The sequence below is a fragment of the Bradyrhizobium sp. WYCCWR15520 genome, assembly GCF_056174665.1.
The window spans coordinates 1-26,655 of the sequence record NZ_JBWBWM010000062.1; the positions used below are offsets into that span (position 1 = coordinate 1).

14 protein-coding genes and 5 pseudogenes are annotated in these 26,655 nt (G+C 59.2%); 6 read left to right on the plus strand and 13 right to left on the minus strand.

Annotated features, from left to right (window positions below; translation table 11 throughout):
* Positions 1-186 precede the first annotated feature (186 nt).
* The 8 genes and pseudogenes from AC0QUY_RS38745 to AC0QUY_RS38780 all read right to left on the minus strand — a co-directional run bounded on the left by AC0QUY_RS38745 (position 187) and on the right by AC0QUY_RS38780 (position 14,181).
* The gene (locus tag AC0QUY_RS38745; RefSeq protein ID WP_161851797.1) at positions 187-1,305 is read right to left on the minus strand and encodes a hypothetical protein; all 1,119 of its coding nucleotides are present in this window, start codon (positions 1,303-1,305) and stop codon (positions 187-189) included.
* A gap of 54 nt (positions 1,306-1,359) precedes the next feature.
* Positions 1,360-2,220, minus strand: a complete 861-nt coding sequence (locus AC0QUY_RS38750; RefSeq protein WP_161851796.1) for a glycosyltransferase family 92 protein — start codon at positions 2,218-2,220, stop codon at positions 1,360-1,362.
* A 591-nt stretch (positions 2,221-2,811) separates the two neighbouring features.
* Positions 2,812-6,693 carry a glycoside hydrolase family 99-like domain-containing protein gene (locus tag AC0QUY_RS38755; protein WP_246738553.1) on the minus strand — a complete coding sequence of 1,294 codons (3,882 nt, stop codon included), beginning with the start codon at positions 6,691-6,693 and terminating at the stop codon, positions 2,812-2,814.
* Between the two features lie 247 nt (positions 6,694-6,940).
* Entirely contained in the window at positions 6,941-8,902 is a 1,962-nt protein-coding gene (locus AC0QUY_RS38760) for a tetratricopeptide repeat protein (protein WP_161851795.1), read from the minus strand.
* A gap of 77 nt (positions 8,903-8,979) precedes the next feature.
* Positions 8,980-10,329, minus strand: a pseudogene (locus AC0QUY_RS38765) (HlyD family type I secretion periplasmic adaptor subunit).
* Positions 10,319-11,226, minus strand: a pseudogene (locus AC0QUY_RS38770) (peptidase domain-containing ABC transporter); the annotation flags it as partial. The pseudogenes AC0QUY_RS38765 and AC0QUY_RS38770, both read right to left, overlap by 11 nt.
* A 946-nt stretch (positions 11,227-12,172) precedes the next feature.
* Positions 12,173-12,479, minus strand: a pseudogene (locus AC0QUY_RS38775) (transposase); the annotation flags it as partial.
* Between the two features lie 412 nt (positions 12,480-12,891).
* Positions 12,892-14,181 carry a glycosyltransferase gene (locus AC0QUY_RS38780; protein ID WP_161851794.1) on the minus strand — a complete coding sequence of 430 codons (1,290 nt, stop codon included), beginning with the start codon at positions 14,179-14,181 and terminating at the stop codon, positions 12,892-12,894.
* 707 nt (positions 14,182-14,888) lie between these two features.
* Here AC0QUY_RS38780 and AC0QUY_RS38785 point away from each other — a divergent pair.
* Positions 14,889-15,791 carry a hypothetical protein gene (locus tag AC0QUY_RS38785; RefSeq protein ID WP_161851793.1) on the plus strand — a complete coding sequence of 301 codons (903 nt, stop codon included), beginning with the start codon at positions 14,889-14,891 and terminating at the stop codon, positions 15,789-15,791.
* Here the strand turns inward: AC0QUY_RS38785 and AC0QUY_RS38790 are convergent.
* A complete protein-coding gene (locus tag AC0QUY_RS38790; RefSeq protein ID WP_246738552.1) occupies positions 15,769-16,179 on the minus strand; it encodes a hypothetical protein in 411 nt (136 codons plus the stop codon). The two genes, AC0QUY_RS38785 and AC0QUY_RS38790, sit on opposite strands and share 23 nt — an antisense overlap.
* 30 nt (positions 16,180-16,209) lie before the next feature.
* On the opposite strand from AC0QUY_RS38790, the gene AC0QUY_RS38795 reads away from it, so the two are divergent.
* On the plus strand, positions 16,210-18,237 hold the full coding sequence (locus AC0QUY_RS38795) for a glycosyltransferase (protein ID WP_246738551.1): 2,028 nt from the start codon (positions 16,210-16,212) through the stop codon (positions 18,235-18,237).
* Positions 18,228-20,579 (plus strand): glycosyltransferase family 2 protein, encoded by a 2,352-nt coding sequence (locus tag AC0QUY_RS38800; RefSeq protein ID WP_475384614.1) that lies wholly within the window; start codon positions 18,228-18,230, stop codon positions 20,577-20,579. Before AC0QUY_RS38795 ends, AC0QUY_RS38800 begins: the two co-directional genes overlap by 10 nt.
* Positions 20,580-20,638: 59 nt before the next feature.
* On the opposite strand, the gene rfbD is transcribed toward AC0QUY_RS38800, so the two are convergent.
* Positions 20,639-21,589 (minus strand): dTDP-4-dehydrorhamnose reductase, encoded by a 951-nt coding sequence (rfbD, locus tag AC0QUY_RS38805; RefSeq protein WP_161851790.1) that lies wholly within the window; start codon positions 21,587-21,589, stop codon positions 20,639-20,641.
* Positions 21,589-22,143, minus strand: coding sequence for a dTDP-4-dehydrorhamnose 3,5-epimerase (gene rfbC / locus AC0QUY_RS38810; RefSeq protein WP_161851789.1), 555 nt, complete (start codon positions 22,141-22,143; stop codon positions 21,589-21,591). The genes rfbD and rfbC overlap by 1 nt, the downstream gene beginning before the upstream one ends.
* Before the next feature lie 131 nt (positions 22,144-22,274).
* On the opposite strand from rfbC, the gene rfbA reads away from it, so the two are divergent.
* Entirely contained in the window at positions 22,275-23,153 is an 879-nt protein-coding gene (gene rfbA / locus AC0QUY_RS38815) for a glucose-1-phosphate thymidylyltransferase RfbA (RefSeq protein WP_161851788.1), read from the plus strand.
* Positions 23,154-23,177: 24 nt separating this feature from the next.
* Complete coding sequence (rfbB, locus tag AC0QUY_RS38820) at positions 23,178-24,245, plus strand: dTDP-glucose 4,6-dehydratase (RefSeq protein WP_161851787.1); 1,068 nt, start codon at positions 23,178-23,180, stop codon at positions 24,243-24,245.
* 84 nt (positions 24,246-24,329) lie between these two features.
* Here rfbB and AC0QUY_RS38825 read toward each other — a convergent pair.
* Positions 24,330-25,647: pseudogene (locus tag AC0QUY_RS38825) on the minus strand (BNR-4 repeat-containing protein).
* Positions 25,648-25,725: 78 nt separating this feature from the next.
* On the opposite strand from AC0QUY_RS38825, the gene AC0QUY_RS38830 reads away from it, so the two are divergent.
* Positions 25,726-26,454, plus strand: coding sequence for a class I SAM-dependent methyltransferase (locus AC0QUY_RS38830; RefSeq protein WP_161851784.1), 729 nt, complete (start codon positions 25,726-25,728; stop codon positions 26,452-26,454).
* A 47-nt stretch (positions 26,455-26,501) separates the two neighbouring features.
* On the opposite strand, the pseudogene AC0QUY_RS38835 reads toward AC0QUY_RS38830, so the two are convergent.
* A pseudogene (locus AC0QUY_RS38835) lies at positions 26,502-26,655 on the minus strand (IS5/IS1182 family transposase); the annotation flags it as partial.

The following is a 26,655-nucleotide window of genomic DNA, read 5'->3' on the forward strand; positions in this document are numbered from 1 at the left end:
CGGGATCTGGCGCTGCGCTATGCCGAGGGCTCCGCGCCAGCTCCCGTCGCTACCACCGCCCAACCGGGCAAATCCAATAGCCGGAGCGAACTCAGGATTGGATAAAACTTGGGGGCAAGGTCACTGGATATCTAGAGGGACCAAGACGTCGAATTGCGTTCGTCCAAGAAGATCGACCAGCTCCGGTTATTTGATCACCAAGCGAAAGCGGACCAAATCTCTCGTCATATCGAGTTGGCAACGTCCCCTAACCAGAAACAGCCATCCCGAGCCGCCGATATCGTCGAAGTTGCGGCCATTGCTATTATCATCAACGACTGAGGGATAGCTAAATCTCGCTTCTCCTTGACAGTCCTTAGACCAAAATGATGATATCCTCAGTAAATCTCCCCCTTCTCGCCAATTGATCAAATCCGTGGAGAAGAATGCAGAGATGAAGTCTCCCGTGCTTCGATTGGTAACTAGGAATGCAGCGAAAAACGGAGTGCCGCGTATGCGAGTCACCGAACCCAGAGTTCCTTTCAGTCCGACTACTGGACTGCAAAGCGGATGCTGTTGCGAACTGTTGTAGGGGCTTCCGCTCGATTTTACGTACCCCGAGCCGGTGTACATTTCCCAGCCGCTCGGGTTACTCGGGTCGAGATTCCTAAGAAGGCAACGCCCTTCATATCCATTTCCAAATCCTCTTTGAGCTACCAGCAAATACTTGTACTCGCCAAGTGAGATAATGTTTGACGGGTCAAAATATCCTCGGCGTGCGCCTTGATCGACCTCAGCTGTGTTTGGTGACGCGAGAATGGGATCCGTTTGCTGAACGTGAAACGAATATCCCTCGTCGTTAGACTTCAGCATCGTTATGCTGTTGTACCAGCACCGCTCCATTTTGCGGAACGCGCATCTTTGTTCAAAAGCGTCGGCATGGTACTCGTTATGGCCAAGAACAACGATATCACGCCCGTTGTCGGTCCATAGTGCTGCGAGCCAAGTCTTATTGTCGAATGAATGAGGGTCGCGGCTGTCCGCCCCTTGATAAATCGTATGACAACTGGGTCTCAGCGCGTCAAAGGATGGGCCCAAGAGGGCGCGATTTACGTAGTGGGAACCTATTGCAACAATCGTCCCGTCGAGCTTTCGGAATGCCCGCAATGGCTGATCGGGGATATCAATCTTTTCACAGCTCTGTTTCGAATAATCGAAAACGACTTCGGGTCCACCCACTACGGAAATGTGCGGAAACTCCCCATTCTCCGCGGCGAGCACGGACTGTGCATACACAAGCAGGGATATAGCGAACAGTCTCTTCATCACCTGCACTCCTGACCGCCAAGTCGGCCGCTCGAATGCCTGAGATCTGATTTCCTAGACCACAGCCGAGATCGCTTGCTCTAGGTACCCGATTTCTGCTTGAATTTCCGCGACGGACTTCCCCAGCTGATCGTCGCGCGAGGCGTTGATCTTCATGTCCCTTCCTCGAAAGAAGTTCAAATCCTCGTAACGCTTCAATCGAGCCGCCTGCGTGTGCCCCATTCCACCTCCACGCTGGCGTTTGATCAGAAATTCTTCCTCGGATTTGATAATGTAGTGATTTAGCTGAAAAAGCGAGTAATCGATTTGCTCGGCTTTTCCAGTTGCGTTGTCATCGCTAAACGCAACTTGGCGATTGGGCAAAATGTATTTCCCAGATTTGAGTTTCCCTCGGTGGCAGTCGCCGATCACCTCAACCGAGGAACTACGATAGATTGACTTGACCCAACGGTTCTCATCGTAGTCCGGTTCAGCAGCCAACTGAAAACGCGCTACAACGAGGCCAGCCCCCCTCTTCCTGTGACCGGACGAGCCGAATACTCGCTGATTGATAGCAATTGCTCCGACATCAGCTGGAAGGGTCGGTAACCACCGTGTGATTGACGTTGAAGTCTTCTGAACTAGGAATTCGTCGGCGTCGAAAAACGCCAAGAATTCGAAAGCGTCGCGATAGCGCAACAGAGCGTCGGCGTAGGCGGATAGTTGTGGCGATATACCGACCTCAACAGTCCATTTATGGAGCGTTATCAGACCGGAAGCCGCAAGCTTCTCCAGCATTTCTCGCCCGGGATCGGCGGTGTCATTGTCATATATTATGATATTTCGCACCCCGATGAGTCGATAGTGCGCAATCCACTCAAGAAGGTACGTGCCCTCGTTCTTCATTATCGCGACAAGCGCAAGCGTGTCCTTCATATCGCCCCTCGAACTGGTAAGAGGTCGGACCGCCTAGTCAAGAAGCGAACTAGATCCTCATGCACAGCTTCCCTCCCACAAATTGTCAGGTCTCGAAATCGCGTGTCGGCCCCGCTGGGCCGCTACTTTAGTACGCGCTTCCATTCATCTGCGCTGTATTTCTCGGCAGCATTTGGACTTCTCCCTTCGCCGCCACCGCCGACATAGAAATGGTCTTCGGCAGAGCGAGTCAACCCTTTGAGGACCGCCTGGGCCACGCCAGGTTGGCCTCCAAATACCAATCCGTATCAAAGGTTCCCTCCTCTTCGCCCTTCAAAATACCCAAATCCAATATAGTGCAAATGGCCGGTCTCAGTTCGCCACGATCCACGGCTCCCTTTACGTCTAAATTGGTGCGTAGGTAAGCATCTTCGTCAAAGTCACTATTTGCAACAGCTATCTGAAGCACGAGCTGCAAGAGCCGAGTCGGAATAGTGACTTTGCCACTCCTTTCAACGCTCGACTTGTCTGCGTTCAATGCGCGCAGCAAAGACTCGTAAGGCGGAACGTACATCAACTCACCCCAACATTCTTCCAGTTACAGTCCCGCCATCACGCCTTGGCGGTCGCGCGCGGCGTGGCTTTTGCTGGCCGCTTCGGCTTTTCGGCTTCCGCGGCTGTCCCCAGGAGTTGCGCCGTTACTTCCTCGAGATAGGCGGCCTGCGAGGCGGTCTCGCGCTTGGACAGGCCGAACCTCTCGCGGGCGACGCGGTGCATGCTGTCGATCTCTTCGAGATGCTTCTTTGCCTTCAGCGAATGCGTGACGCTCGCGGCGTGGCGGCGGTGCACGTTGAGGGGATCGGCGACGTAGGCAATCCTGGCGCCGGGCGCGGCCAGTGCCTCGAGGTAAATGCGCCAGTCGCCGGCCATGCGTAGCTCGCCCAAATCGTCGCGGCAGGCTTCGAGCGCATGCAACAGCGCTTCACGCCGCCACAACACCGAGCTGACGTTCAAAATGGTGTTCTTGACGCCGAGATACCGGGTCACGAAATCGCGGCCGTCGAACACCTCGGTGCGTGACAGTGCGCCGGGCTCGATCGTTGCGTAGTAGGGCTTGTAGCTCGCATAGAGATGGGAACCATCGGCGTCGATCGATCTCGAATCCGTGAAGCCGAACGCGATATCGGGATCGCCCCTCATCAGCGCGAGCAGGCTCGACAGGAAAGTGGGTTCGGAAAGATCGTCGGCCTCGGCGATCCAGAGGAACTCGCCCGTCGCCATCTCCGCGGCCTTGGCCCATTGCGCGAACACCGAGCCGGAATTCTGCTCGTTGATGACGAGCGTGAGATCGCGCTGGCGCTCGTCGGCGAGTTTCATGATGACGGCGATGCTGTCGTCCCAGGAGCAGTCGTCGAGCACGATGACCTCCTCGACCGGATGGTTCTGGTCGAAGATGGTGTAAAGCCGTTCGGCGAGGCAGTGCGCGTAATTGTAGTTGGGAACCACGACCGAGATGGTCGGCAGAGCGGGAACGGCAAGTCGCAGCAGATCGCGGACATAGTCCGGGAACGAGAAATTGGTCTGGATGATCTCGGTCATGCGCGCGCGCTCGGCTTCCGACGGCGCCCAGCGCAGAAAATTCTCGACCGCCTGCGCCATAGCCGGCACGTCGCAATAGGGCACCACGCGGCCGACATTCTCCTTCAGGAGGAAGCCGGGAATGCCGCCGGAGTCCTGGAAAGCCACCACGGGCACGCCGACGCTGAGCGCCTCCAGCGCCACCGTCGGGAACGGATCCTCGCGCGAGGTCAGGGCATAGACGTCGGAAGCCGAATAGAGCGCCTGCATGTCGGAGCGGAAGCCGGCGAGATGGAAACGCCCGGTGGCTTCAGCTCGCTTGATTTCGAGCCCCAGCCATTCCTGCAGGTTCGGATCGATGCCGCCGGCCCAACAGAAATGGACGTTCGGATAGCGCTGCCGACCCAGATTCCAGACCTGCAGGAACAGGTCGAACCCCTTGCGCAGATCGGCATAGCCGACGCCGAGCACCATCTTCTCAATGGGGGCAATGCCGAATTCCTTGCGGATCAGCGCAGCCTCCGTCGGCGCAGGCTCGATCTGCTTGTAGCTGCCCTGCGCGCGGATCAGGAAACGCCCGTCATCGGCATTGAGATCGAGCGCCTCCACCAGGCGATCGCGGACGAAATCGGAAGCGAAAACGACGTGATCGGCACTGCCGATCGCCATCCGTGCGATATCCTCCAGCTGCTTTTCGCGCAAGATCCGCGGCAACTCGTGCACCAGCGAGATGGTGCGGAAACCCATCTCGGCCAGGAATTTGGTCGCGCGCCCGCTCGCCGTACTATTGGCGATCGCGGCCGCAAATCCCTTCTCCCGCAAGTGTCGCAAAGCGGCCGGGAGTTCGGACATCCGCTTCAGCAATGTGAGTGGGGCCACGGCCGCATATTCGGCCTCCATCGCGCCGCCCTCGAGCAAGAGATACTCGACCTCGATGTTGAAGGCACTGCGCAGCGTCCGGCCGATGTTGAGCAACAGATGCTGCGCGCCGCTCGGGAACGCATCATGGCCGACCAGCAGGATCTTCGGCAGCGATAAATCGCGCGTCAGGCCGGTCGCCGCGCGCGCGGTGGCGTTTAGGTAGGCCGAGCCGAAATGCAGGTCAGGTTCAAGATAGGCGCCCTCGCACCATTCATTCCAGGCGTTGACGCAGACGAACGGCTCGCCGAAGAACGTGTGCTTCTGCGCCTGCCCGACCAGCGTCGCCAGCCACGCCTCATATTTCTGTGGCGTCGATCCCTGGATGACCAGGCCCGAACCCTGCCGGCGCGCGTCATTGTCCCAGCTCGGCACCACGGTCTTGATCAGTGGGAAATTGGGGCGCGGCTCCTCAATCGAGTATTTGGCGACGTCGTCATAGCTGTAGATCTGGCCCGCATAGGTGTCGTCCAGCACCTTGTGCTCGGCATTGACCAGCGGCACATACTTGGTGAGCTTGTGCGGCGGAAACTCGATCGCACCGTCCATACCGTTCGGGATCGGATCGTAATCATCAAAGCTCTGGCTCATGATGATGATCGGATCCTCGTCGAACTTTTTCGCAAAGATCGAACGCCAGCGCGCGATCACGTTGGCTGTGTCCGGAATCAGCCGCGGCCGGTAGATCATCAGGAGCGGCCGGCCCTGAATGCGGACGTAGCGCTTGTCCTTGAAGTGCCGGTTGAAGTCCGACAACAGCCGCTCGTCATCGTCTGAGAGATAGTCTTGCGAGATCAACACCTCGCCTTCCATGCCGTCCCAGCGCCGCGTCCAGTTCTCGTTTGCCCACATCAGGCAGAACGGCATGTTGATGTCGCGCGCTTTCAGGAAGTGCTCGATCGGCTTTTCCATCAGCCGCTTGCCGTTGAACCAGTAGTAGTAATAGACGAAGCCGTAGATGCCGGTCGCCTGCGCCAGCCGGACCTGCTTGCGCATGGTCTCGACGTCGGCGAGCGAATAGAAGCCGAGGTCGCGCGGAATCCGCGGCTGATAGTGATCCCTGAAGCGCGGCACGCCGCGGGCGATGTTGGTCCATTCGGTGAAGCCCGTACCCCACCATTTGTCGTTTTCGGGGAAGGCGTGAAACTGGGTCAGGTGATAGGCCAGTACTTTTGCGCGCGGCTTGGCGCTCGCCGGCAGCGGCCTCAGTTCCTCGAACAGCGGACTCGGTTTGGTGAAGCGCTTGATCTCGGCCGGAATGGTGGCTTCGTTCTCGGGCGGTGACGGATAGATGCCGTCGTCGTGCCGATGCTCCAGATAGTGCAGAAGCGGGTTCTGGTCGGCCTTACCCTTGAAGTAGCGCTGGATGTAGAACTTGGTGTCGAACTCGGCCGACGGGTTGCGGCCTTCCTTGTAGCCGTGGAAGATGAAGTGCTCGAACGGATCGACGCCGGCGGCCGCAACGTCCTGGTAGGTCTGCAGGTAATATTGTGCATCGAATTCCGGGATCGGGCTGAACGAACCCATACGGTTCTTCAAATAATGGGCGAGCGGGCTCTCGCTTTCCGGAATGCTGTACTTCTCTCTGTACCAGGTCGGCTGAAAGTAGGGGCTCGGCCTTCGCCCCTCGGGCTCGCCGGCCGAGGCATAATGCAAGAGCGGATGCACGTCCGCCTCCTGTACATCTGGATAGGTCGTGAGATACCAAATCGGGTCGAAGACGGGATTGGGCTTGCGACCTTCTTTGTAGCCGTAATGGAAAAAATGCTCGAACGGATCGACGCCGACGGCGACTATGTCCGGGTAGCTCCTGGCATAGAAAACTTCGTCAAATAGCCCAAGCCGCTTGAGCCTACGCGCGGCAACCGCAACGTCGATAGCCGACTTGGCCGCTTCTTGCTCAGGCGCAGCGTTTAGCTGCTCGGCCGCAGGTTCTTTGCCGCCTAAGCCATTCATCTTCGTGACGCTCGAATGTCCGCTAAGTTGAAATTTTGCCATGGCGCCTCGGCGAGGCTGTTTTTGGCCGGCATCGCGCGCGAGCTTCGAAGAAAATCTGCCATGTTCACACAGTCATTCGCGCATTGTTTGCTTTGTTTCGCAACTCTAAGGTAGTGCAATCTGCTGTCTTCAATATAAAGGCCGACGTCGTTTGTGCGAACTATAGGTGTTGCTTGCTTTTTTTGCATCTTTCTGCTCCAAAAAGCGCATCGCGGTTCTCCGCATCCAGATGCTCGCAAGACAACTATCAGGTGTCGATAGGTGTCGCACCGATCGATTGCAAACGCCGAGCCGCAGTCTCATTGCTTTGCCGCGCTGCTTGCTGATACCATTGCACGGCACCGTCTCTGTCTTGCGCGATGCCGTTGCCGGATATAAGCGCGTCGCCCAGTGCGACCTGTGCTTCCGGCATCCCTTGCCCGGCCGCTCTTTGTAGCCATTCCAGCGCCTTCTTCGAATCGGCTTCACAAGCCTGCCCTTTCCCGAGCATCACGGCCAGGTTGTACTGTGCGACGCTGTGTCCCTGCTCCGCCGCGGCCTCGTACCAGCTTACGCCCTTGGCCAGATCTTGAGGGACTCCCGTGCCGGTGCAGTACATCACGGCAAGCTGAAACTGCGCGGCCGGATTGCCCGCGCGCGCCGCTTTTGCCATCCAGGACGCCGAGGTCTTCGCATCTCTCACGGCGTGTTTCGGATCGGAATAGAGAAGCGCTAGCGTGTACTGGGCTTCGACATGGCCGGCGTTGGCCGCGCGCGTGAACCATGGGATAGCGCTTCGAACATCGGCAATCCCGCCGAACTTACCCATTTGCAGTGCACCGAGGTGAAACGCGGCCGGTGCATGGCCACCTTCGGCCGCTTCTGTTAACAGGGAGCCCACGCTTGCGAGGCGCTCCACAGAACTATCCTGGTTAAGCAAGAAAAGAGCATAGGCGGTCTTGGCGTCAGGATCGCCGCTGATGGCGGCCTTGCTCAACCATTCTGCTGCGAGCTTCTGATCGCGCTGCACGCCGTTCCCCACGGAATAGAGCCGGCCGAGTTGCACCTGCGCGGCGCTGATGCCGCCTTCGGACGCACGCTCAAACCATTTGATCGCCGCCTGCACATTGCGCTCGACCCCCGAGCCGTTGAGATAGAAGATGGCAATATTGAATGCGGCCGTGGCATGGCCTTTTTCGGCCGCACGCTGGAACCATTTTGCGGCGTGGCGGATGTTGGGCGCAACCCCTGTGCCCGTGGCGTAGAAACGGCCGGTGAAGAACTGCGCCTGCACGTCGCCGCACTCGGCCGCCTTCTCGTACCAAATGGCCGCTTCCCGCAGATCGGGCTCGGCACCTGCACCGTGGGAGTAAAACTCCGCCAGCGCCTGGATCGCCGGCAGGTAGTCCTTGCGCGCCGCCTTGCGCAGCGCAGTCTCGGCCCGATCGAGATCTTTGGCGATGCCGTCGCCGTTCCAGCGCAACAGACCGATATTGTAAAGCGCGATCGGATCGTCGTGCGCCGCAGCGCTTTGGAAGAGCCGTGCAGCTTCGGCATGATCCTCGCCCGTGCTGGTGCCCTTCAGCTTCATAAACGCGAGCGCGACCTTCGCCCTCAAGTGTTCCTGATCGGCGGCCTTGCGATACCAGACAGCGGCCCGATCGAAATCGACGGGCGCGCCACGCCCTTGGTAATAGACATCGCCGAGTGCGAACTCGCCCGGAGCAAACTTCTGGTCGGCCGCGGCTTGGTACCACCTGAGCGCTGCAGCGTAGTCCCTAGCGCAGCCCTGCCCTTCGCTGTACATATTGCCAAGGATGGTCTGCGCCTCGGCCTTACCGGCTTCTGCCGCAGCCGAGATCCAGCGAAAAGCTGCATCGACATCCCTCGCGACGCTCGTCCCATGTGGGAACACCAGGTCGTGAACGTTCGATGCCTTGTCGCCCAGCCGAACGGTCGACGACTGACGCCACGTCTCCGGCCTGTTCGGACCGGGCATGGCGTTGGCTCCGTACAGAAAGATCAGCCCGACTTGAAATTGCGCCTCGGTGTGCCCGAGCTGCGCCGCATGTTCGTACCACACCACGGCGTCAGGAATACTTCCGGCAACCCCTTGGCCCTTTGCATAAAGCATCCCGATCTGAAAGCTGGCTTCGGGGTCGCCGGCCTGCGATGCCACCTTGCAGAGCTTGAGCGCCTCAAGATACCGACCGCGCTCGTATGCAGCCATCCCACGCTCAAGCGGGCTTGCGCGGGTGGACGCAAAAGCAGATCGAAGCCGCTGCAAGAGCGATCGGGCGGACAGCCTCATGGCTCACGCATGGCCTCCCGAATACCTTTGAACATCCCGCCAAGCAGAAACATTCCGACCGATCGGCTGCCGACGTTGACGTCTCCGGCAAGTGTCATGCCGGGAATCAGGCGAAAAATGTTCGGCACATCCTTGAAATTGGTCGAGTCCACTGAGCAACGCGCCTTATAGTAAGCGTAGTCGAGGGGCTTTCCATCTTCGTCAGTCGTGAACGCGCCCTCGCTGATCCAGCGAACTTTGCCCTCAGCCGTGCCGTGCTCCGCGGCATTGAAGGCCTCTATCTTCATCGTGCAGAGGTCTCCGGGCCGGATGAAACCGATATCGCGCGAAACGATCTTGATCTCCGCCTCCAGTTTGGTGTCGACCGGCATCAGCGTGATGAAGGGATCGCTCGGCTTGAGGACCGAACCGACCGAAAGCTTTGCCATGCTCAACACGACCGCGGATTCAGCCGCCGTCAGGCGGATGAGATCCTGGTGCTTGAGCGCCCTCTCGTAGGCGGATCGCGCGTCGTCGAGCTTGTTCCGCGTTGCAACCAGATCCTGGCTCAGAGCGGCAAACCATTGTTGCTTAAAAGCGTCCGGATCGGCGATCAGCGCTCCCAACGTATTTTGCGCTTCGATCAGGCTGTTATGCGTGTTCTCGAGTGTTCGCAGCAATTCTAGCCGTGCGTCTTGTGAGATAAACATGTTGAGCTGAGACCCCGTGCCATGCTCGGCGAGCGTCGTGCGGATGGTCTCGATCATTGTGCAAAATCTCGTCCCGCTGCCGATACCTGGCATCGTCGCCTCGAAGCTTTTCGATCGTCGCCCGCGTCTGCTTCTTCTTGGAGTCGAAACTGTTGAGCTGGGCAGTATATTGTGCCATCCGTTGGTCGTAGAGCGCCTTCTGCAGGGCAGCGTACTTCTGGTAATCCGCATCCGACTTGCTGGCAAAGACGGGAAGCTGCCCATTAAGTTCGGCTTCGCCCCGCGCCACTTGTATCTCGAGACTTGCGATCTGCAATTCACCTGCGTCAGATCGGCCAATGCGAAGGTGGCGTCGAGGGTAGCTAGCAGCTGGCCCGGCTGCACCTGCTCGCCCTCGCGCACATCGATCGTGTTGATGATCGACGGATCCAGCGCCTGGAGAACCCTGATCTGACCGACCGGCACGATCTTGCCGCTCACGCTGGTAATGACGCGATCGACCCGCGTCCGGGAGAGGATGACGACGATCGCAACCAGAAACGCAGAAAGTACAAACAGTGTGGCCCGCGCGATCAGAGGCTCGGCCTCCTCCCGGATAGCGTCAGTTTCGGACTGGAATTGGCGAATGGTCGCAAGCGGCGCTTGATTAGGAGACAAGGGTCGGACTCCGGAGGTTCGGCTTTTCGCTGCGCGCCCAGGCTCCAAATGCGTGTTCTGTTGATACCACAGCGAACTGTAGATATCGTTGCGCTCCAATAACTCCTCGTGCCGCCCGATGTCGTTGACCGCGCCCCGATCGAGTACGAGAATGGCGCCCGCCCTCGTTAGCGACGACAGCCGGTGCGAGATGATGATCAGAGCGCGGCCATGGGCAATCCGCGAGATGTTGGCGTTCACGATCGCCTCGCTGTCGGCGTCGAGTGCGCTCGTCGCCTCGTCGAGAATCAGAATCGGCGGATCAACAATCAGGGCGCGCGCTATCGCGAGCCGCTGCCGCTGGCCTCCCGAGAGGTTCGGCGAACCTTCGTAAACGTAGGTTTCGTAGCCGCGCGGCAATTTGTCAATGAACTCTTCCGCACCGGCCAGTCTTGCGGACCTTACAGTATCGTCAAACGTCGCATCCGGCTTGGCCGCGGCGATGTTCTCGCGGATCGTGCCGCTGAACAGGAAATTCTCCTGGAGCACGACACCGACGTTGCGCCGGAGATGATCGATGTCGTACTCGCGAACATCGATACCATCGATCTTGATTAATCCGTCATATTCGGAATGCAGCCAGGGCAATAGTCGCGTGATCGTAGTCTTGCCCGAGCCGCTCTTGCCCATCACGCCAAGCGTCGTTCCCCTGGGCACCTCGAAGGAGATGTTGTTCAGCGCTGGGGAGACCGCGCCCTTATATTTGAAAGTGACGTCGGAAAACTCCACCCTGCCTTCAAGCGGCGAGCGGACGCCGTGTCCGGAACGCCCTTCTTCCGCTGGTTCGTTGACGAGATTACCGACCATCGTGACAGCGGTGCGCGCTTCATCATATTGGTTGATAAGCTGCGCCATCTCACTTGCCGATCGCGACGTCAGGAGCCGGTCTTGTCTGCCAACATTCATGCCAAGCGCTTGCGCAATGCAGGCCCCGGACCTGCGTGCCGCGTCCCGAGGTCACATCTATAAGGAAGTCATTACCTGCCCCGCCAACGAGCGATTGCGCGCCGGTTCCTGCCTGCGAATAGTCCTGTCCGGTTGATAGCCATGATACCTCCTACCAAGCTCCGTGGATGAGCTGACACGCTGGTCAGCGGCAAAGTTCTGCAACTCAGAGAGAGTGAGAGCATCGCGGGTCTGCGGGCCGTCAGCCGTGTTGCTGCATCCTAATAGCAACCGCCGTGCCAACGGCGTCCGCCTCGTTAAGCGGCGGATTACCCTTGAAAACAGTTCGCACGGGGCAGACGACAGCCGGTGTTTTGAACGCGCTGTACTACTGTCAGAAACCGGACAAGGCCAGCGGGCGTTTGCGCGCGAAAATCAGCGCGTTTGGAAATAGATAACAGGCCTGGGCGTGGCACAGACCTCAGTCTGTCTGCCCTGTTTGAAACAAAACAAACCCGTTCGAAACAGACTATCGTCTCACCAACCGGCCATGAGGCTGCAGCCGCCGAAATATGTCGCCCGCGCGTCACATGAGATTTGTTGAAGCGGAGCACTAAGTTCGCGCGCGCAAATCTATTGAGGGATCGTCCAACCGCAGTCGATCTAGGATTCCGGCTGCGCCAGACGGCCGATCGCCAGTCAAATTGAGCAAAGCTAGGCGGCTTTTTAGCTAGCATCGCTCAACAAGTGGAGCACTCAGCTTTGTGAACGGCGGCGCGACGTTTCAGAGAATGCTGGAGGAAGGTCGTCAGCGGCCCAGCCAATCCGGGACCGCCTTTGGTGTGGTCACATTATCGAGAGCTGTTTGCGGCTCCGCAGAGAAAAACACCGTTTGAGAAACCGTTTTAGTTCGTCGTCGTTAAGAAGCCGTATTGAGCTGGGCTGGGCAGGCGAACGATCGCCATAGCAGCCCCAAAAACAGGCACAAGAGTTCTCTGAGCCAGGCGAGGATGCGGCGGAAGTTGTGGCCTACTGCTGAGAGGACGACATTGGCGGCATCGCCGGGCGCGGCCTTTGAGAAGGCAGCGGCCAAGGTGGCCCTCTGCCTTCATGTGTCCGATGATGGGCTCGATGGCGGAGCGGCGGCGCAGCTCGCGCTTGATGAGGCCGAAGACGCCGCGCTTCTGGCCGGAGATGAAGACGCGCCGGGGATTTTGCGCGTCGTACCGCGGCCGCCGTCTGATGGACGCAGTTACCGCCAAAGCGATCTGACCGGCGCAGGCCGGCAGAGGGCAAGGTGCAACAACAAGCCGATGAACCCATGGGACGACATCCCGAAACGAGCGAAGCTACTGCCCCCAATGCGCTCAAGCGCGTAAACTTGATTTAGCTCCTCCTTCCGCGGATCTCATCGAGGCCAGCGGCCAGGTGCCGCGCGCAAAGGCCGGACATATGACCGCACCGTCCCAATGTGTGAAATCGACTCAAAAAGCTCTTGCCACGCGGCCCGTTCCACATATGGGGGCAAGGTCACGCTTATGCTGGCGTAGCGTGTCTCGGCGACTGAAGCAGCGCGAGCGCGACTCCAAGCTGGAAGTATGGCAGACGCTGTCCACACCGCGGGCGCCTTCGTGGACCTCAAAGCGCTGTCCCTATGACGCGCCGAAAACCGGGCGGCGTAGGCGAGAAAACGCGCGGGGATGACGCGGAATCTGCCCTTAAATCAAGAAGGCGGCGCATTCGCGGCACGCAGACCTGCTCGGCGTCATAATGATAAATAACGTGGCGGCGGGCCCTATCGCGGAGGGGGGAGAATTTTGCTGGCTGCTCCAGCGCTTCAACGATCCGTCCGGCAAGCTCGTCAACCGCGAAGAATGGGACGAGTAAGCCGTTTTCGCCGGAAGTGATGACTTCGCGTACCGGTGCCGTGTCAGAACCGATGACGAGGCACCCCGCACTCATTGCCTCCAACATCGACCAGGACAGCACGAAGGGATAGGTAAAATAGACATGCGCCGATGACACCTGAAGGGCTGCAATAAGGATTTCATACGAGACGCCGCCCATGAAATGAACACGGGACAAATCGAGGCGATCGCGCACCTCGTCAAGGAACCTCGATTTCCAGGTTTCGCCCGCCGGGGGCGGCAGTCCGTAGGACACGCCATCCCTGCCGATGATGATGATCTGCGCGTTCGGCCGGCGTTTCAAGGTCTCGGGCAGCGCGCGCATAAAGATATGGTAGCCCCTCAGCGGCTCCAGATTGCGCGCGACAAACGTCACGACCTCGTCGGAGGGGCGCAGGTGCTGTCCGTTCGGTAGCGCTAGGCGCGCCTGTGAATTCGGCCGCATGCGCGCCGTGTCGACGCCCTCATGAATCACGTTAATCTTGTCCTGATAACGTGTGGGAAACGTCGATTGCTGCCACTTTGTTGGCGAGATGCCCACTTCGCAATCCTCGAGCGCGAGCAGGGTCGTCGCATTCTTCAACTGGAGCCCCATGTGACCATCGAGTCCGGGCATTGGAAATTCCGGATCAAATCCGACGTCGCGCCCCTCGGCCCCGTAAAAAAATTCACAATAGACGACCAATCGCGCCTTCGGAAACATCGTGCGCAACGGCAGAGTCTCGCCCCATCCGGGATGGGCGAGGATCATATCCGGCGCGAACCCCGACGTCACCAGGCTCGAAAGAGTGTACAGCACCTGCTCTGCGCGCCGGCACTCGACGTCGAAGCGTCGTGCAAACGGATGCGTTCCTGAAACGTCCGCGTCCGGAAGAGCGTATCTAGTCAATCTCACGGATAGCATCGATCTTGCAGTCGATGCACCGACGGCGACGACCTCGAAGCTAGGCTCCCTGGCCAAGGCAGCCGCTATGTTGCGATACTGAGCCGGGAAATTGTTGTGAACGAATAGAATCTTCATCGACGAAGCTCCGGGTGGTCGCATGGTGAATGAGTGCCAGCATGGAGATACCTGTAGCAATGGTTGTCGGCCGCGAAGCACGCACCTTCCAGTTCAAACGAACTTAGACGGTGGGGTTTTCGTCTTTGCTCGTTTCGTGAGCAAGGGCGCGAATTAGATTCGATTCAGAGTCAATCGATCCGTCATGACCCCATGGTGTCAGTTCTCCGCAAGTTCCCGATGGCTAAACTGTTGAACTACTTCTCCGGTCAAAGCTTTCGATGCGTCTGACAGTTTCCTATCCCAAAGTGAAACAATTATGACTAACGAAACCCACGTTCGGTTTGCTCTCGCCATTCGAGTCCTGATAGGTTGCTTCAATCGAAGTTCAGACGCAGTGAGCCTTCTGATGAAGATCAAACAACCGCGCCTTGACTCTGAGTGGCAAGACTGGTGTCGCGACTTGGTCGGTATCAATGACATCGCTGATGTCATCGAGCTATTGAGAAACGAGAATGACGGGCTTCGTCAATTGGCGGAGCTGCTCAGCACACAAACTGAATACTTGCGACGATCTCTTCCCATCGATTGGCGTCCACGGCTCCCTTGAGAAGCGTTCGCTAAAAAGCGAACCCTTCGTGGAGTAGCCCTCCACCTCTCGAGCAGTCACCGGCGGCTGTCAGGCAAGCAAAAGAAGGTCCTAGTTTATCGGATGCGAGTCGGGCGCAATGATGGGCGAACAGCAGAAAGTCGTAAGTCTTGATCGGGGACTGTTCTTCGTGAGCTACAAGAGCGCGGACGATGTTGCCTCTCCGCCCCACGTCACGGTTGTACCGACGGAGGGGCATGAGGGACGCATGGAGCTCATCATGCATCCCGATGCGACCGAGCCGACGCTTTGGGAGCCCAATTCCGGTCTGATGGTTCGGGTCAACGCGCCCGGCACATTGCAGATTAAGGTTGAACCGATGCGACCCGGCGGATCGCGCGGGGCCATGGTTCGTATCGAACCGATTCAGTCCGGCCGCAGGCCGCTCGCGGCGCCAGGTGAGCGAGCGGCTTTGCACGCAAATGTTGCAGTGGAGGGCCTCAAGGTCCTCGGCCACGTTGCAGGTCGCGGCGATGTTGTCGTCGCATCCAACACATGGATTGCGGGTCCAACAGCCCCATCGCGCATCGAAGGGATTGCCCTTGACTGGCCGGAGAAGCCTGTGGGTCTCGATATTCGCTATGCAGTCGAATTCGCCAACGGCCAGGGGGGCAGCGGCAAAATGGTCTCGCTCGGGACCTATGCGGGCACCCGCGGACGAGCCTTGGCGATCACGGGTGTCGTGCTGGAAATTAGCGACGAAGGATTCGGGTTCGTCGCGGAGGCGACGTTCTTGAACGCGCCGACCTTGCGCGCCGTCGGCAAACGCGTCGTACTGTCCGGCCCGACCAACCGCGAGCCTCTGGTCGGCATTCGCATCGGTGTCAACCGGATAGCGGCCGCAGATAACGTCATGATACCGGCAAAGCCGGCACGAAAGCCTGTCGGCTCTGGCCGAGTCCGCGTTTTCCGCAGCCGGTCGAGCCGAGAGAATTCTGACGCTAACGCGATCGACAAGGTCAGACCACCGCATGGTTCTTGACGTGTTCAATAAAGTCCCCTCGCTTGTCGGGCCTCGTGCGCATATCGCGCTTGAACGCCTCGCGGCCGAGGCGTTGACTGCCCGGGACTTCGCTAAGGCGCTCAAATACGCAGATCGACGCGTCCGAACTGCGCCCCCGCCGGCCGCTCATTGCTTCGTCCTCCGCGCCGAAGCCGCCTGGAACCTTGGACTTGAGGAAGCTGCACTGGCCGACCTTGCGCAAGCGCTTATGGTCGATCCTTCCGATGTCAGCGCCAATCGCCGGATGCTGGCGTGGGCTGCCGACAATCGGCGACAGGTCGCAGCCGCTCAACTGATACCTCGCGAAGGCAATCCAGCCATTCTTCGAGTTGCAATCGCGGAGCTGCGGCTTGCCGGGGGCCAGCATTGGGCCGCCACCTCGGTATTTGACAATCACGTGACGGGCTGGGTCGCCTGGACCAAGGCGCTTCCAGTCGAAGTGAGCCTTGCAACCGAAGACGGCATGCTGACGAGCGTTCTCGAGCCCAATCCATTCCACCCTCTGGCGAGCGCAGATGTGCAGGCAACGACCTTCCTGGTTCGACGGCCGCCGTCCAATGCAGCTCAGATCGTGACGCTGACATGCGGCGGAGACATCATCCAGGTTCGACGCGTGGCGCCCAACCTTGCCTCGACGATGAGCCTTCGACCCGCTCCGCCCCTTTTCACCAAGGTCAGATCAAACGCTGACCTGCCCACCATTATCGTCCCCGTCTATGGGGATGCACAGGCCACGATCGAATGCTTCGAGAGCCTCGACAAGGCAAGGTGCCCGCGGGGGTCCCGCAAGGACGCCTTTCAGGTTCTCGCCATCGATGATGCCAGCCCGGAATTGGAGCTGCGGCGTTATCTGAGCGAGCTTGCCGCTGGCGGCAAGATCCGTCTCCTCGTGAACGCAGTCAATCTCGGCTTCGTCGGTGCGATCAATCGTGGCCTGAAGGAGATCCCGACGGGCGACGTCGTGCTGCTCAACTCAGACACCCTTGTCCCGCCGGACTTCGCCGATCGATTGGCTGTTGTCGCACATTCGGCGCCGAACATCGGAACGGTCACGCCGCTCTCGAATAACGCCGACGTCTTCTCCTTTCCGACGCCGAACGACGGTAATCCGATGCTCGGTTACGAGGAGATTGTCGCGATCGATCGCATCGCCAGCGTCGCCAACGCGGGGCGCGCGATCGATGTCGCAAGCGGCATCGGATTTTGCCTCTATATAACCCGTGCTTGCCTCGACAGTGTGGGCGAGCTTTCGGATAATTTTGAGCGCGGCTATCTCGAGGACGTCGATCTCTGCCTTCGCGCGCGCGCCAACGGATTCCGCAATGTTTGCGCGCCGTCGATCTATGTCGGACATCACGGCTCGAAGTCCTTTCAGGAGGAGAAGCGAGGCCTCGTGCTTCGTAATCTGCGTATCCTAGACCAGCGGTTTCCGACTTACCGGGAGGAGTGCCGCGCTTTTGAGATCGCCGATCCGCTGCGGGCGGCGCGCGCCGCACTCGAATGCGCGCTGCCGTGGCCGGCGGACCCATCGGTGCTGGTGCTCGCGAGTGATCGGACCTACCCTGCGGTCACCGACGCGCGGATATGCTACCTCCGACTGCATGGCGAGCACCCGATCCTGCTCTTGCGGGAGCACGACGTGCTTCATCTCAGGGCTGCCGACGGAGGTTTGCCGCAGGCCACTCGTCTGCGCCTCGACACAGAGACAGGTCTCGCCGAGGCCGGCGACATCCTGACACGGTTATCCCCAACCCGTGTCGAGATCCTCGAGCCGAATCCGCCGCCACGGCTCATCGAGCTGATCCGGAACCTCAATCTTCCGATTGACCGCTGGCTGATATCGGAGAGCGTAGACGAGATCGCTTCCCCGCCCGCTGACACGATTCCACTTCTCGTCCCCAGCAAAGCGGCCAGGGCTTATGCCGAGGCACGGTGGCCCAGCCGCAAGATCGTCCTGCATGATTGGCCCACATGCTCCCTGGCACTGCCTCCGATCTCCGCCTCTGACAGGTCTCTTGTCATCGTTCCCTCCACGCCATCGCCCGCATCCCTGCGCATGATACAAACATTGGCAGATCGTCTGTGGCGGTGCGACCCATCGCTGCCGATAGTCGTCGCCGGAACCACTTGCGGCGATGATCGCCTGATGTCGCAGCCCAGTCTTTTCGTCACGGGCGTGGTTGCGGCGGACGAACTGGGTGAGGTCCTGGCGCCTCATAATCCGGGCTGGCTCCTGACCAATTTCGAGCAGCCCGTCTTCGGCCATCCTCTCATCGAGGCAGCTAAACAGGCGACAAGGCCCGTCGCATATCGCGACTGGTCCGGCGGCTCGCTGACGCCCCGCAAAGGGGACCTTGCCATTCCTGCCAATGTGGACGCGGCAGGGCTTGTCGATCGCGTGGTCGACTGGATCATGTGGTCCTGAGCATGTCGCGGCCCTCCCCGCCCCAGCCCGAACCTTTGATCAGATCAAAGCTCGCCGGCCGCCTCGAGCTCGCGCGCGACGGCACGTTGTCCGGCTTTGTGTACTCGCGCCACGCGCCGGGGCGCCGCTTTACCGTTGAGATCTTGCTCGATGGTCTGGTGTTCACGACAATCTATGCCGATCTCTTCGTTCCTGAGCTCGCTGAACAAGGGCTCCAGGCGACTTGCGGGTTTGCAGTCACGATCGAGCCAGATCTGCTTCGCGCCGCGCGTACCCTCGAGGCACGCCTCGCCAATATTGGCACTCCCGTCGGTCAACCTGTCGACCTGGAGAGTGATCGCGCAAGCCTCATCGATCTGCACCAAAGATGTGAGCTGTGCTGGCTCGGCGGGCTGCGCTTCCAGGGCTGGATCGATAGCGAAACCGCTCTCTTCCTGGAGGCAATTGTTGACGGAAAAGCTGTCGCACAGATTCACGCCACGGCCTGGACGCACATCGGCGAAGCTGCCGCACACCGGAACGTTCGCTCCTTCGATTTTCACGTTCCGCAACGCCTTGCCGACGGACGCGTTCACAGCGTTTCGTTGCGCAGGGAGGACGGAGAGCAAATTCCGGCCACGGCCGTTTTTGTTGCCTTTCCCGACGGTCTCGCCGGAATGATCGACGCCCTCGGCGGCTACGATGCAGAATGCCTGCGCGGCAAGCTGTATGATCAACTGATTCCCGCCTCGCTTCCGCTTGTCGACTACGTAAATTGGCGCGATCGCTTTCCGCTGCCGGTGCCGCGGAACAGCACCCTTTCGCTCGCGGTCGTCATCGCTGGCGCCGCCGGAGCCGCGCAAACGCTGGCCGCGCTGGAGGCTCAGACCCACGAGAACTGGACCGCCGGCGCGATGGAGGGGGAGCCACTCTCCGTCGACAGCGACGCTCTCCTGGAGTTCCTGGATGGTGCCGCGTCTGATTCACATCACGTCGTCATCACAATGGCAGGCGTGGTGCTCGAGCCGAATGCCTTGGCCCGCATTGCAGCCGCATTTGACGCATATCCTGGTGCAATCGCGCTGTACGGCGACCTCGATTTTATTGCCGACGGCCGGCTCTGGCCGCTGGCCTTTCCCGCATTCGACTACGAGAGAATGCTTGAGCAAGGCTATTGTGCACATCTGTTCGCAGTGCGACGCAGCGCCCTTCTCGCCAGCCTCGAGACCCGTCCCGACAATCTTTACCGCCTCTTCAACTGCCTGCTCGATCACACTGGTCCGCGTGAAGACAATATTCTTCACCTGCCGGGCACGCTGGCAACGCTTCCCAAGCTGGATCGAACGAACGCCAATTATCAGCTTGCCACGGCGAGCCAGATGCATCTCGAGGCGCGCGGCGTCCGCGCGGACGTGATCCCGCAACAAGGCAACCTCTTTCCTGCAGTTCGAATTGCTCGAGCGATTGCACCACAGCGCGTGACCGTGGTCGTCCCGACCCGCGATCGTCTCCCGCTGCTGCGGACCTGCCTCGACAGCATCGCGCCCGCTGTCAAGCGCTGCCGTGCAGATATTCTTGTCGTCGATAATGACAGTGCCGCCCCGGACACCCTCGCCTACCTTGCGGACCTGGCGAGACGCGGCGTGCGGACCTTGCGAGTCGAAGGTCCCTTCAACTTCGCAAGACTGAACAATCAAGCCGCGGCGACGCTCGACACCGACGTGCTCTGTCTCCTCAACAATGACATCGAAGCGAGCTGCGATGATTGGCTCGAAGAGATGCTCAGGCGGCTGGCCGAGCCTGACGTCGGCGCGGTCGGTGCGCTCCTGACCTGGCCCGGCGGCGTCGTTCAGCATGGTGGTGTCGTCTTGGGAATGAATTTCGCGGCGACGCACGCCTTTACCGATAGATTCGTTGATGATCCCGGATTTCTCGACCAGCTCCTAGTGGCGCACGAATGCAGCGCGGTGACTGCAGCCTGCCTTGCGACGAGACGCAGCGACTATCTTGACGTTGGCGGGATGGACGAAGCGCGCTTTGCGGTCGCCTTCAACGACGTCGACTATTGCTTGCGGCTGCGCCAGGCGGGCAAGCGCATCGTTTTCACGCCGCACTCGAAGCTGGTTCACGCCGAATCCGCGAGCCGCGGCGCCGACGATCGCGCCGACCGGCGCGGGCGGTTCGAGCGCGAGCTCAATTTGCTTCGGGCGCGCTGGGGGGAGTGGCTCAACGAGGACCCGAACTACAATCCGCAGCTCTCGCGCGACGGGGTTCCCTACAGCGGCCTCGCTTGGCCGCCGGGGCCGCGTCGCCCTCGCTACAAACATGTGGCGCAGGCCCGCGATGTGCCATTGGGGTTTTGAGGTGACGCCTCATCGTCCTTCAAGCCGCCGCGCGCCGCTTCTCTCGATCGGCCGTTGAATCACGAATTGGCTCGCTGCTGCAGCGGACCCGCCGCTTCAACACGCGCTGCTTGTTGCTGCAAGGCAACGAAATCGTCAAGTTCGAGCGATAAGGCCTTCTGCCAGGTTGGCGTGACCACTCCGAATTGTCTATTCAGGCGCGACACGTCGAGCCGCGAATTGCCGGGCCGCTTCGCTTTGGTCGGGAAGTCGGCCGTTGCGATTGGAACGATTCTCTCCACCTCGACCGGCAGGCCGCGCGACCTTAGATTGGTGACGATGGCGCTCGCAAAGCCATGCCAACTGGTCTCGCCCGTGCAGACGAGATTGACCACCCCGCCTTTTCGCGCAAAGAGGTTGTTCAGGTTCGCCAGATTTGGCAGCACTATATCGGCAACGGCGCTGGCTATCGTCCTCGCCGTCGTCGGCGCGCCGATCTGGTCGGAAACGATCCGCAGCTCTTTGCGCTCCGCCGCAAGCCGCGCGATGGTGCGCAGGAAGTTGGTGCCCTTGGCAGCGTATACCCAGGAGGTGCGCGCGATCAGATGCGGTCCGCCGGCTGCGCGGATAGCCCTGTCGCCGGCAAGCTTACTCGCGCCATAGACCGAAAGCGGCTCTGTTGGACTATCCTCCCGCCACGGCGCCTCCCCGGAGCCGTCGAAGACATAGTCGGTGGAAAAATGCACCAACGGCACGCGATGTTTCGCGGCCCATTTGGCGATCGCCTCGGGGCCCTCAGCATTGATGCGGAACGCGAGCTCGCGCTCGTCTTCCGCGCGATCAACGGCGGTATAGGCGGCGGGGTTGATGATGAGATCGGGTTTGAAGGTGTCGAGCACTCCGACAAGCCTGTCGGGCTTCGACAGATCAAACTCAGTGATGGCAGGCGCAATGATCGTACCGAACCCTACCAGGAGCGGTCGCAAGGCGCCTCCGACCTGGCCGTCGGTGCCTGTCAACAATATCCGCATCAGATTTGCCCGTAGACTGGAAGAGTTTGCGAGTTAGCAAGCAGCGGCGCATCCGCATCCTTAGCCGACAGCGACGGCTTTTCGATGCCCCAGCTGATGCCGATCGTAGGATCGTTCCAGCGGATCGAGACCTCGTTCTCGGGGCTATAGAGATCATCGCATTTGTAGAAAAAGTCCGCGGTGTCCGAGAGCACCAGGAAACCGTGCGCGAAGCCGCGCGGAATCCACAATTGCCGCCGGTTCTCCTCACTCAATTCAACGGCAACGTGACGTCCGAAATTCGGACTCCCAACACGTATGTCGACGGCGACGTCGAGGACCTTGCCCCGCAGCACGGCCACCAATTTGCCCTGTGTGAGGGGATTTTGCAGATGCAGACCACGCAGTACGCCATAGCGCGAGCGGGACATGTTATCCTGCACGAAGGGCCGCGTGATGCCGTGCTCGACGTAACGGGGAAACTGATAGCTCTCGACGAAGAAGCCGCGGTCGTCACCCAAGAACTTGGGCTCAATGATAAGGACTTCAGGAAGATCGGTCCGGATCACATTCATTTCGAGGCACTGCGAATTTGCTGAACCGGCACCGGCGCTCCGGTGCCGTCGCCAACTTGTACTTCTGATGTTATATGTTATGATATGATAAGTCAATCGTGGGGTGAAATGATAAGCAGCTGTGAGGCGCAATGAAAGGCATTATTCTCGCAGGTGGCACCGGCTCTCGCCTCTATCCCGTGACGACCGTCGTCTCGAAGCAACTTCTGCCGGTCTTCGACAAACCCATGATCTACTATCCGCTCTCCACGCTAATGCTCGCCGGAATCAGAGAAATTTTGATCATCTCCACGCCACAGGACAAGGCGCTTTTCGAGCGCCTGCTCGGCGATGGCAGCGAAATCGGCTTGCGTTTCTCCTACGCGACGCAAGCGACGCCGCGCGGACTTGCCGACGCGTTCATCGTCGGACGGCATTTCATCGGTGACGATCCGGTCGCCCTTGTGTTAGGCGATAACATTTTTTACGGACACAGCTTGCCGGGAATGTTAACGAAGGCGTCTCTGCGCAATAAGGGCGCCACCATCTTCGGTTATGTCGTCAACACGCCCGAGCAATATGGCGTGGTCGAGCTCGATCAGGCCGGCCGCGCGCTTTCAATCGAGGAGAAGCCGAAACAACCGAAGTCCAACGTCGCGGTGACCGGCCTCTACTTCTACGACAACGACGTGGTCGACATTGCCGCACGCATCAAGCCGTCGGCTCGTGGTGAGATCGAGATTACCGACGTCAACAAGGCCTATATGGATCGGGGCGATCTCTACGTGGACGTGCTCGGTCGCGGCTTTGCCTGGCTCGACACCGGTACGCATTCCTCGCTGGTCGAAGCCAGCCATTTCGTCCAGATCCTCGAGCAACGCCAAGGCCTACGCATCGCCTGCCCAGAGGAAATCGCGTTGCTGCAGGGCTACATTACGATTCAAGCGTTCGAGCGAGTGGCCGCGAAAACCGCCAAGAGCAGCTACGGCGAATATCTACAATCTGTCGCACGCGCGCACAGAGCAGCATGATTCGGCACACGGAGTAGATTGATCATGCGTTTGAAGGGATTGACCATCTTCGTGACGGGCGGGGCCGGGTTCATCGGCTCCGCGGTCTTACGTCATCTACTGCGCAACAGCCACGCACGCGTCGTCAACCTCGACAAGCTCACCTACGCCGCGAATCTTGGTTCCCTGCCCGGCGCGACGGAAAACCTCAACTACGCCTTCGAGGCGCAATGCATCTGCGACGCGCCGGGGCTGCGCCGACTGTTCGACCACTATCAGCCCGACGCTGTGTTGAATCTTGCCGCAGAGAGCCATGTCGACCGCTCGATCGACGGCCCCGGCGAATTCATCCAGACCAATATTGTGGGGACGTTCACACTGCTCCAGGAGGCCCTTCGCTACTGGAGGACACTATCTCCGGACAAGCGGGCGCGGTTCCGCTTCCAACACATTTCCACGGATGAAGTGTTCGGCTCGCTCGGCGAGGAAGGCTTCTTCACGGAAACCACGCCCTACTCGCCCAATTCACCCTACTCCGCAAGCAAAGCTTCATCCAACCACTTGGTGCGCGCCTGGCATGAGACCTACGAGCTGCCGACGCTCCTGACCAACTGCTCGAACAATTACGGCCCCTACCACTTCCCTGAAAAGCTGATCCCGCACATGATCATCAAGGGCCTGGCTGGAGAGCAGCTTCCCGTCTACGGCGACGGAAAGAATGTTCGCGATTGGCTCTATGTCGAGGATCACGCCAAGGCCCTCACACTCGTGCTCGAGCACGGAGCCGTCGGCGAGACCTACAATATCGGCGGCCGCAACGAGCGGACCAATTTGCATGTGGTGGAGACGATCTGCGACCTGCTCGACGACATCGCCCCGAGCACGGACGGCCCGCGCCGCCGCCTGATCTCCTTTGTCACCGACCGCCCCGGCCACGACCGCCGCTACGCCATCGACGCCTCCAAGCTCGAACGCGATCTCGGCTGGAGCGCGGTGGAGAACTTCGAGAGCGGCATCGAGAAGACGGTGCGCTGGTATATCGAGCAGAAGCCGTGGTGGCAGGCGATCCTGGAGCGTCGGTATGCGGCGAACCGGCAGGGGTTGACCAAGTAGCCGCCCGGCAGGCTTCCCGCGTGCGGCGAAGCGGACGAGACTGGCAGGCCAAGTCCTCCCGCGCTTGCCCAAATCGTCTAACGCTTAAAGATATAGGCCAACAGCTGTGCAGGTCTCGGCATGCAAGCCGTGCGGCTGAGAATCGGTGCAAGATCGAGGAATGTCTGAATGCGGTCCTTGCGAGACCCAGCGAAAAACGACGTCGTACCTGTGCGGAGGATAGGGCTCCGCAACTGACGAAAGCGCTACTGGCTCGTAGAGATCGTCGGTAGATATTGCGGGAAATGTGAACTTGGGAACATCGTTTGATTTGGTATCGGCAAGACCGAGAGCGCTTGCGTTGAAGCTCACGTCAACGGCTGCCTCACTCGGAAAGTTCACGTGAACCTTGCCGACTCCGCCTGCGATGGTAGGCGCTGAGAACGCTGGAAGTCCAGGGAACGATCCCCTCCCAACAATATCGATTGAGGTGCTGGAGGAAATCAGCTTTACAGTTCTCCAACCTCCGTTCTTATACGCCAGATATATACCATTTCTCCGGCGTTCGTCGAATTTTGTGTAGACAATGAGCGGAGTACCGTCCGTGGTTACGTTCAGTTGGGCATTGTTGACTAGGCCTTGCCCCTCACCCACATCATCTACGACATCGCAATTCGTTGGATTGATCGTGCCGAAGAGTGGATCACCATTAGCTCTTTTCCACGAAGCAAGATCGCTACTCTTGACAAAGCAGACTCTGAAATTTGATGCCACGTCCGTTCGGCCCTGCTACGAAAGGCGTCGGGTATGCACTCACGGACCCATCTTCCATCCTATCAGAGAAGAGAGGCGCTTCGGAAAGGCGACTCCAGTTCTTACCATTGAGTACATTCGCGTACCACGCCCCATTACCACTTACCCCGTTCCGAAAGACCATAAACAGACGTTTTCCAAGCCTCTGAAAAGAGGGATAGGTCACGTGACCCTCGTTTCTTCCCGTCATTGACGCCGGTGACAAGTCTGCGATCGAAAGCGGGGACGCGGAATGAAAGTATTTCAAAGGCTGAGCGTGGTTCACAAAGATGGCATGCAGCCTTCCATGGTCGTCAAGAGCTAGCTTAGTATCATCGTGGCTGTCCCAGCCAGGCGTTCGACCTGGAAGCTCAATACGCTCCACCGCTCCCGAGACAAGATCTATGGAAGCAACGCTGAATTTTCGTTGTGCGCTGTAGTATACGATGAACGCGCGCTCACCCACGGTCAGACTTGAAAATCGTGAATTCGTGCCGGTCCAAACAGCATCTACCTGCACAATCGCGGGCTTTTTCTCATCTGTAGCCCATGCAAGTCCGAGAACGCAAAGCACTGCGAAGACAAGGGTCGCCCTCCAGAAGCGCAACAGAGTTGGTTGCAACTCTAGCATTCGTATATAGATCTCCACAGGGAAGGCAGTATAAGTAGCCGACCGCTTCAAAGAGTCAACGCTGCAGAATGGATTGTGATGCGACTACGTCGACTTGTTTCGCGCGCTTTTACCAATCGATCGCCGACACTGGCGGAACGATTCTACGAGCATTCGCGCCCTGACATCGATAAGTGGGAACATTACATCACCAAGTACTCTGAACTCTTTCTCGGACTTCCTCCAAAAGTTACCTTGCTTGAGATTGGCGTCTACCGCGGTGGCTCTCTTCGCCTCTGGAGTGAATACTTTTCATCAGATAGCGTTATTGTAGGTGTCGACAAGAATCCACGCTGCAAGACGTACGAAAAAGCGAATATAAAGGTCGCGATCGGAGACCAAGGCGATCAACGGTTCTTGTCAGACCTCTCGGCACAATTTGGGGGCTTCGACATCGTTATCGACGATGGAAGTCACCTCGTCTCCGACCAGATAGCATCGTTTCAGGCACTCATACGATCAACTAGATGCGCCTACGCCATTGAGGATACTCATGCCGCGTATTGGCAGGCACCTCCAAGCAAAGCCGACCTGTCGAACTTTCTGATTCAGCAGCTCGATACATTGCATGAATGGTTCGTTGCAGCCGGAACGTCCGAATCATTCGACGATGCCAAATGGATCAATCAACATCAGACTGAAATATCCGACTTGCGACGTAGGCTGGTCTCAATCGAGCTACTCGACAGCATGATGATATTTCGATTGGGCACCAATCCGCCCCCAAAGAGATTACGTACCAAGATTGTGGGTGCAGCTAAGACCTAACTTAGCCGCACCCGCGGCTCGCTAGTCGTCCGTGAAGAAGATTGATTTCACGCTGGATTAAGCCGACCGCCGGAGAAGAGTGCGGTCAGGAAGAGGTGCAGCAAAAGCCTGAGCCAGCGGATGAGGCGGCGGAAGTTGTAGCCGGCGGCGGCGAGGACGGCGTTGGCTGCATCGCCGCGACGGAACCAGAGATAATTGCGG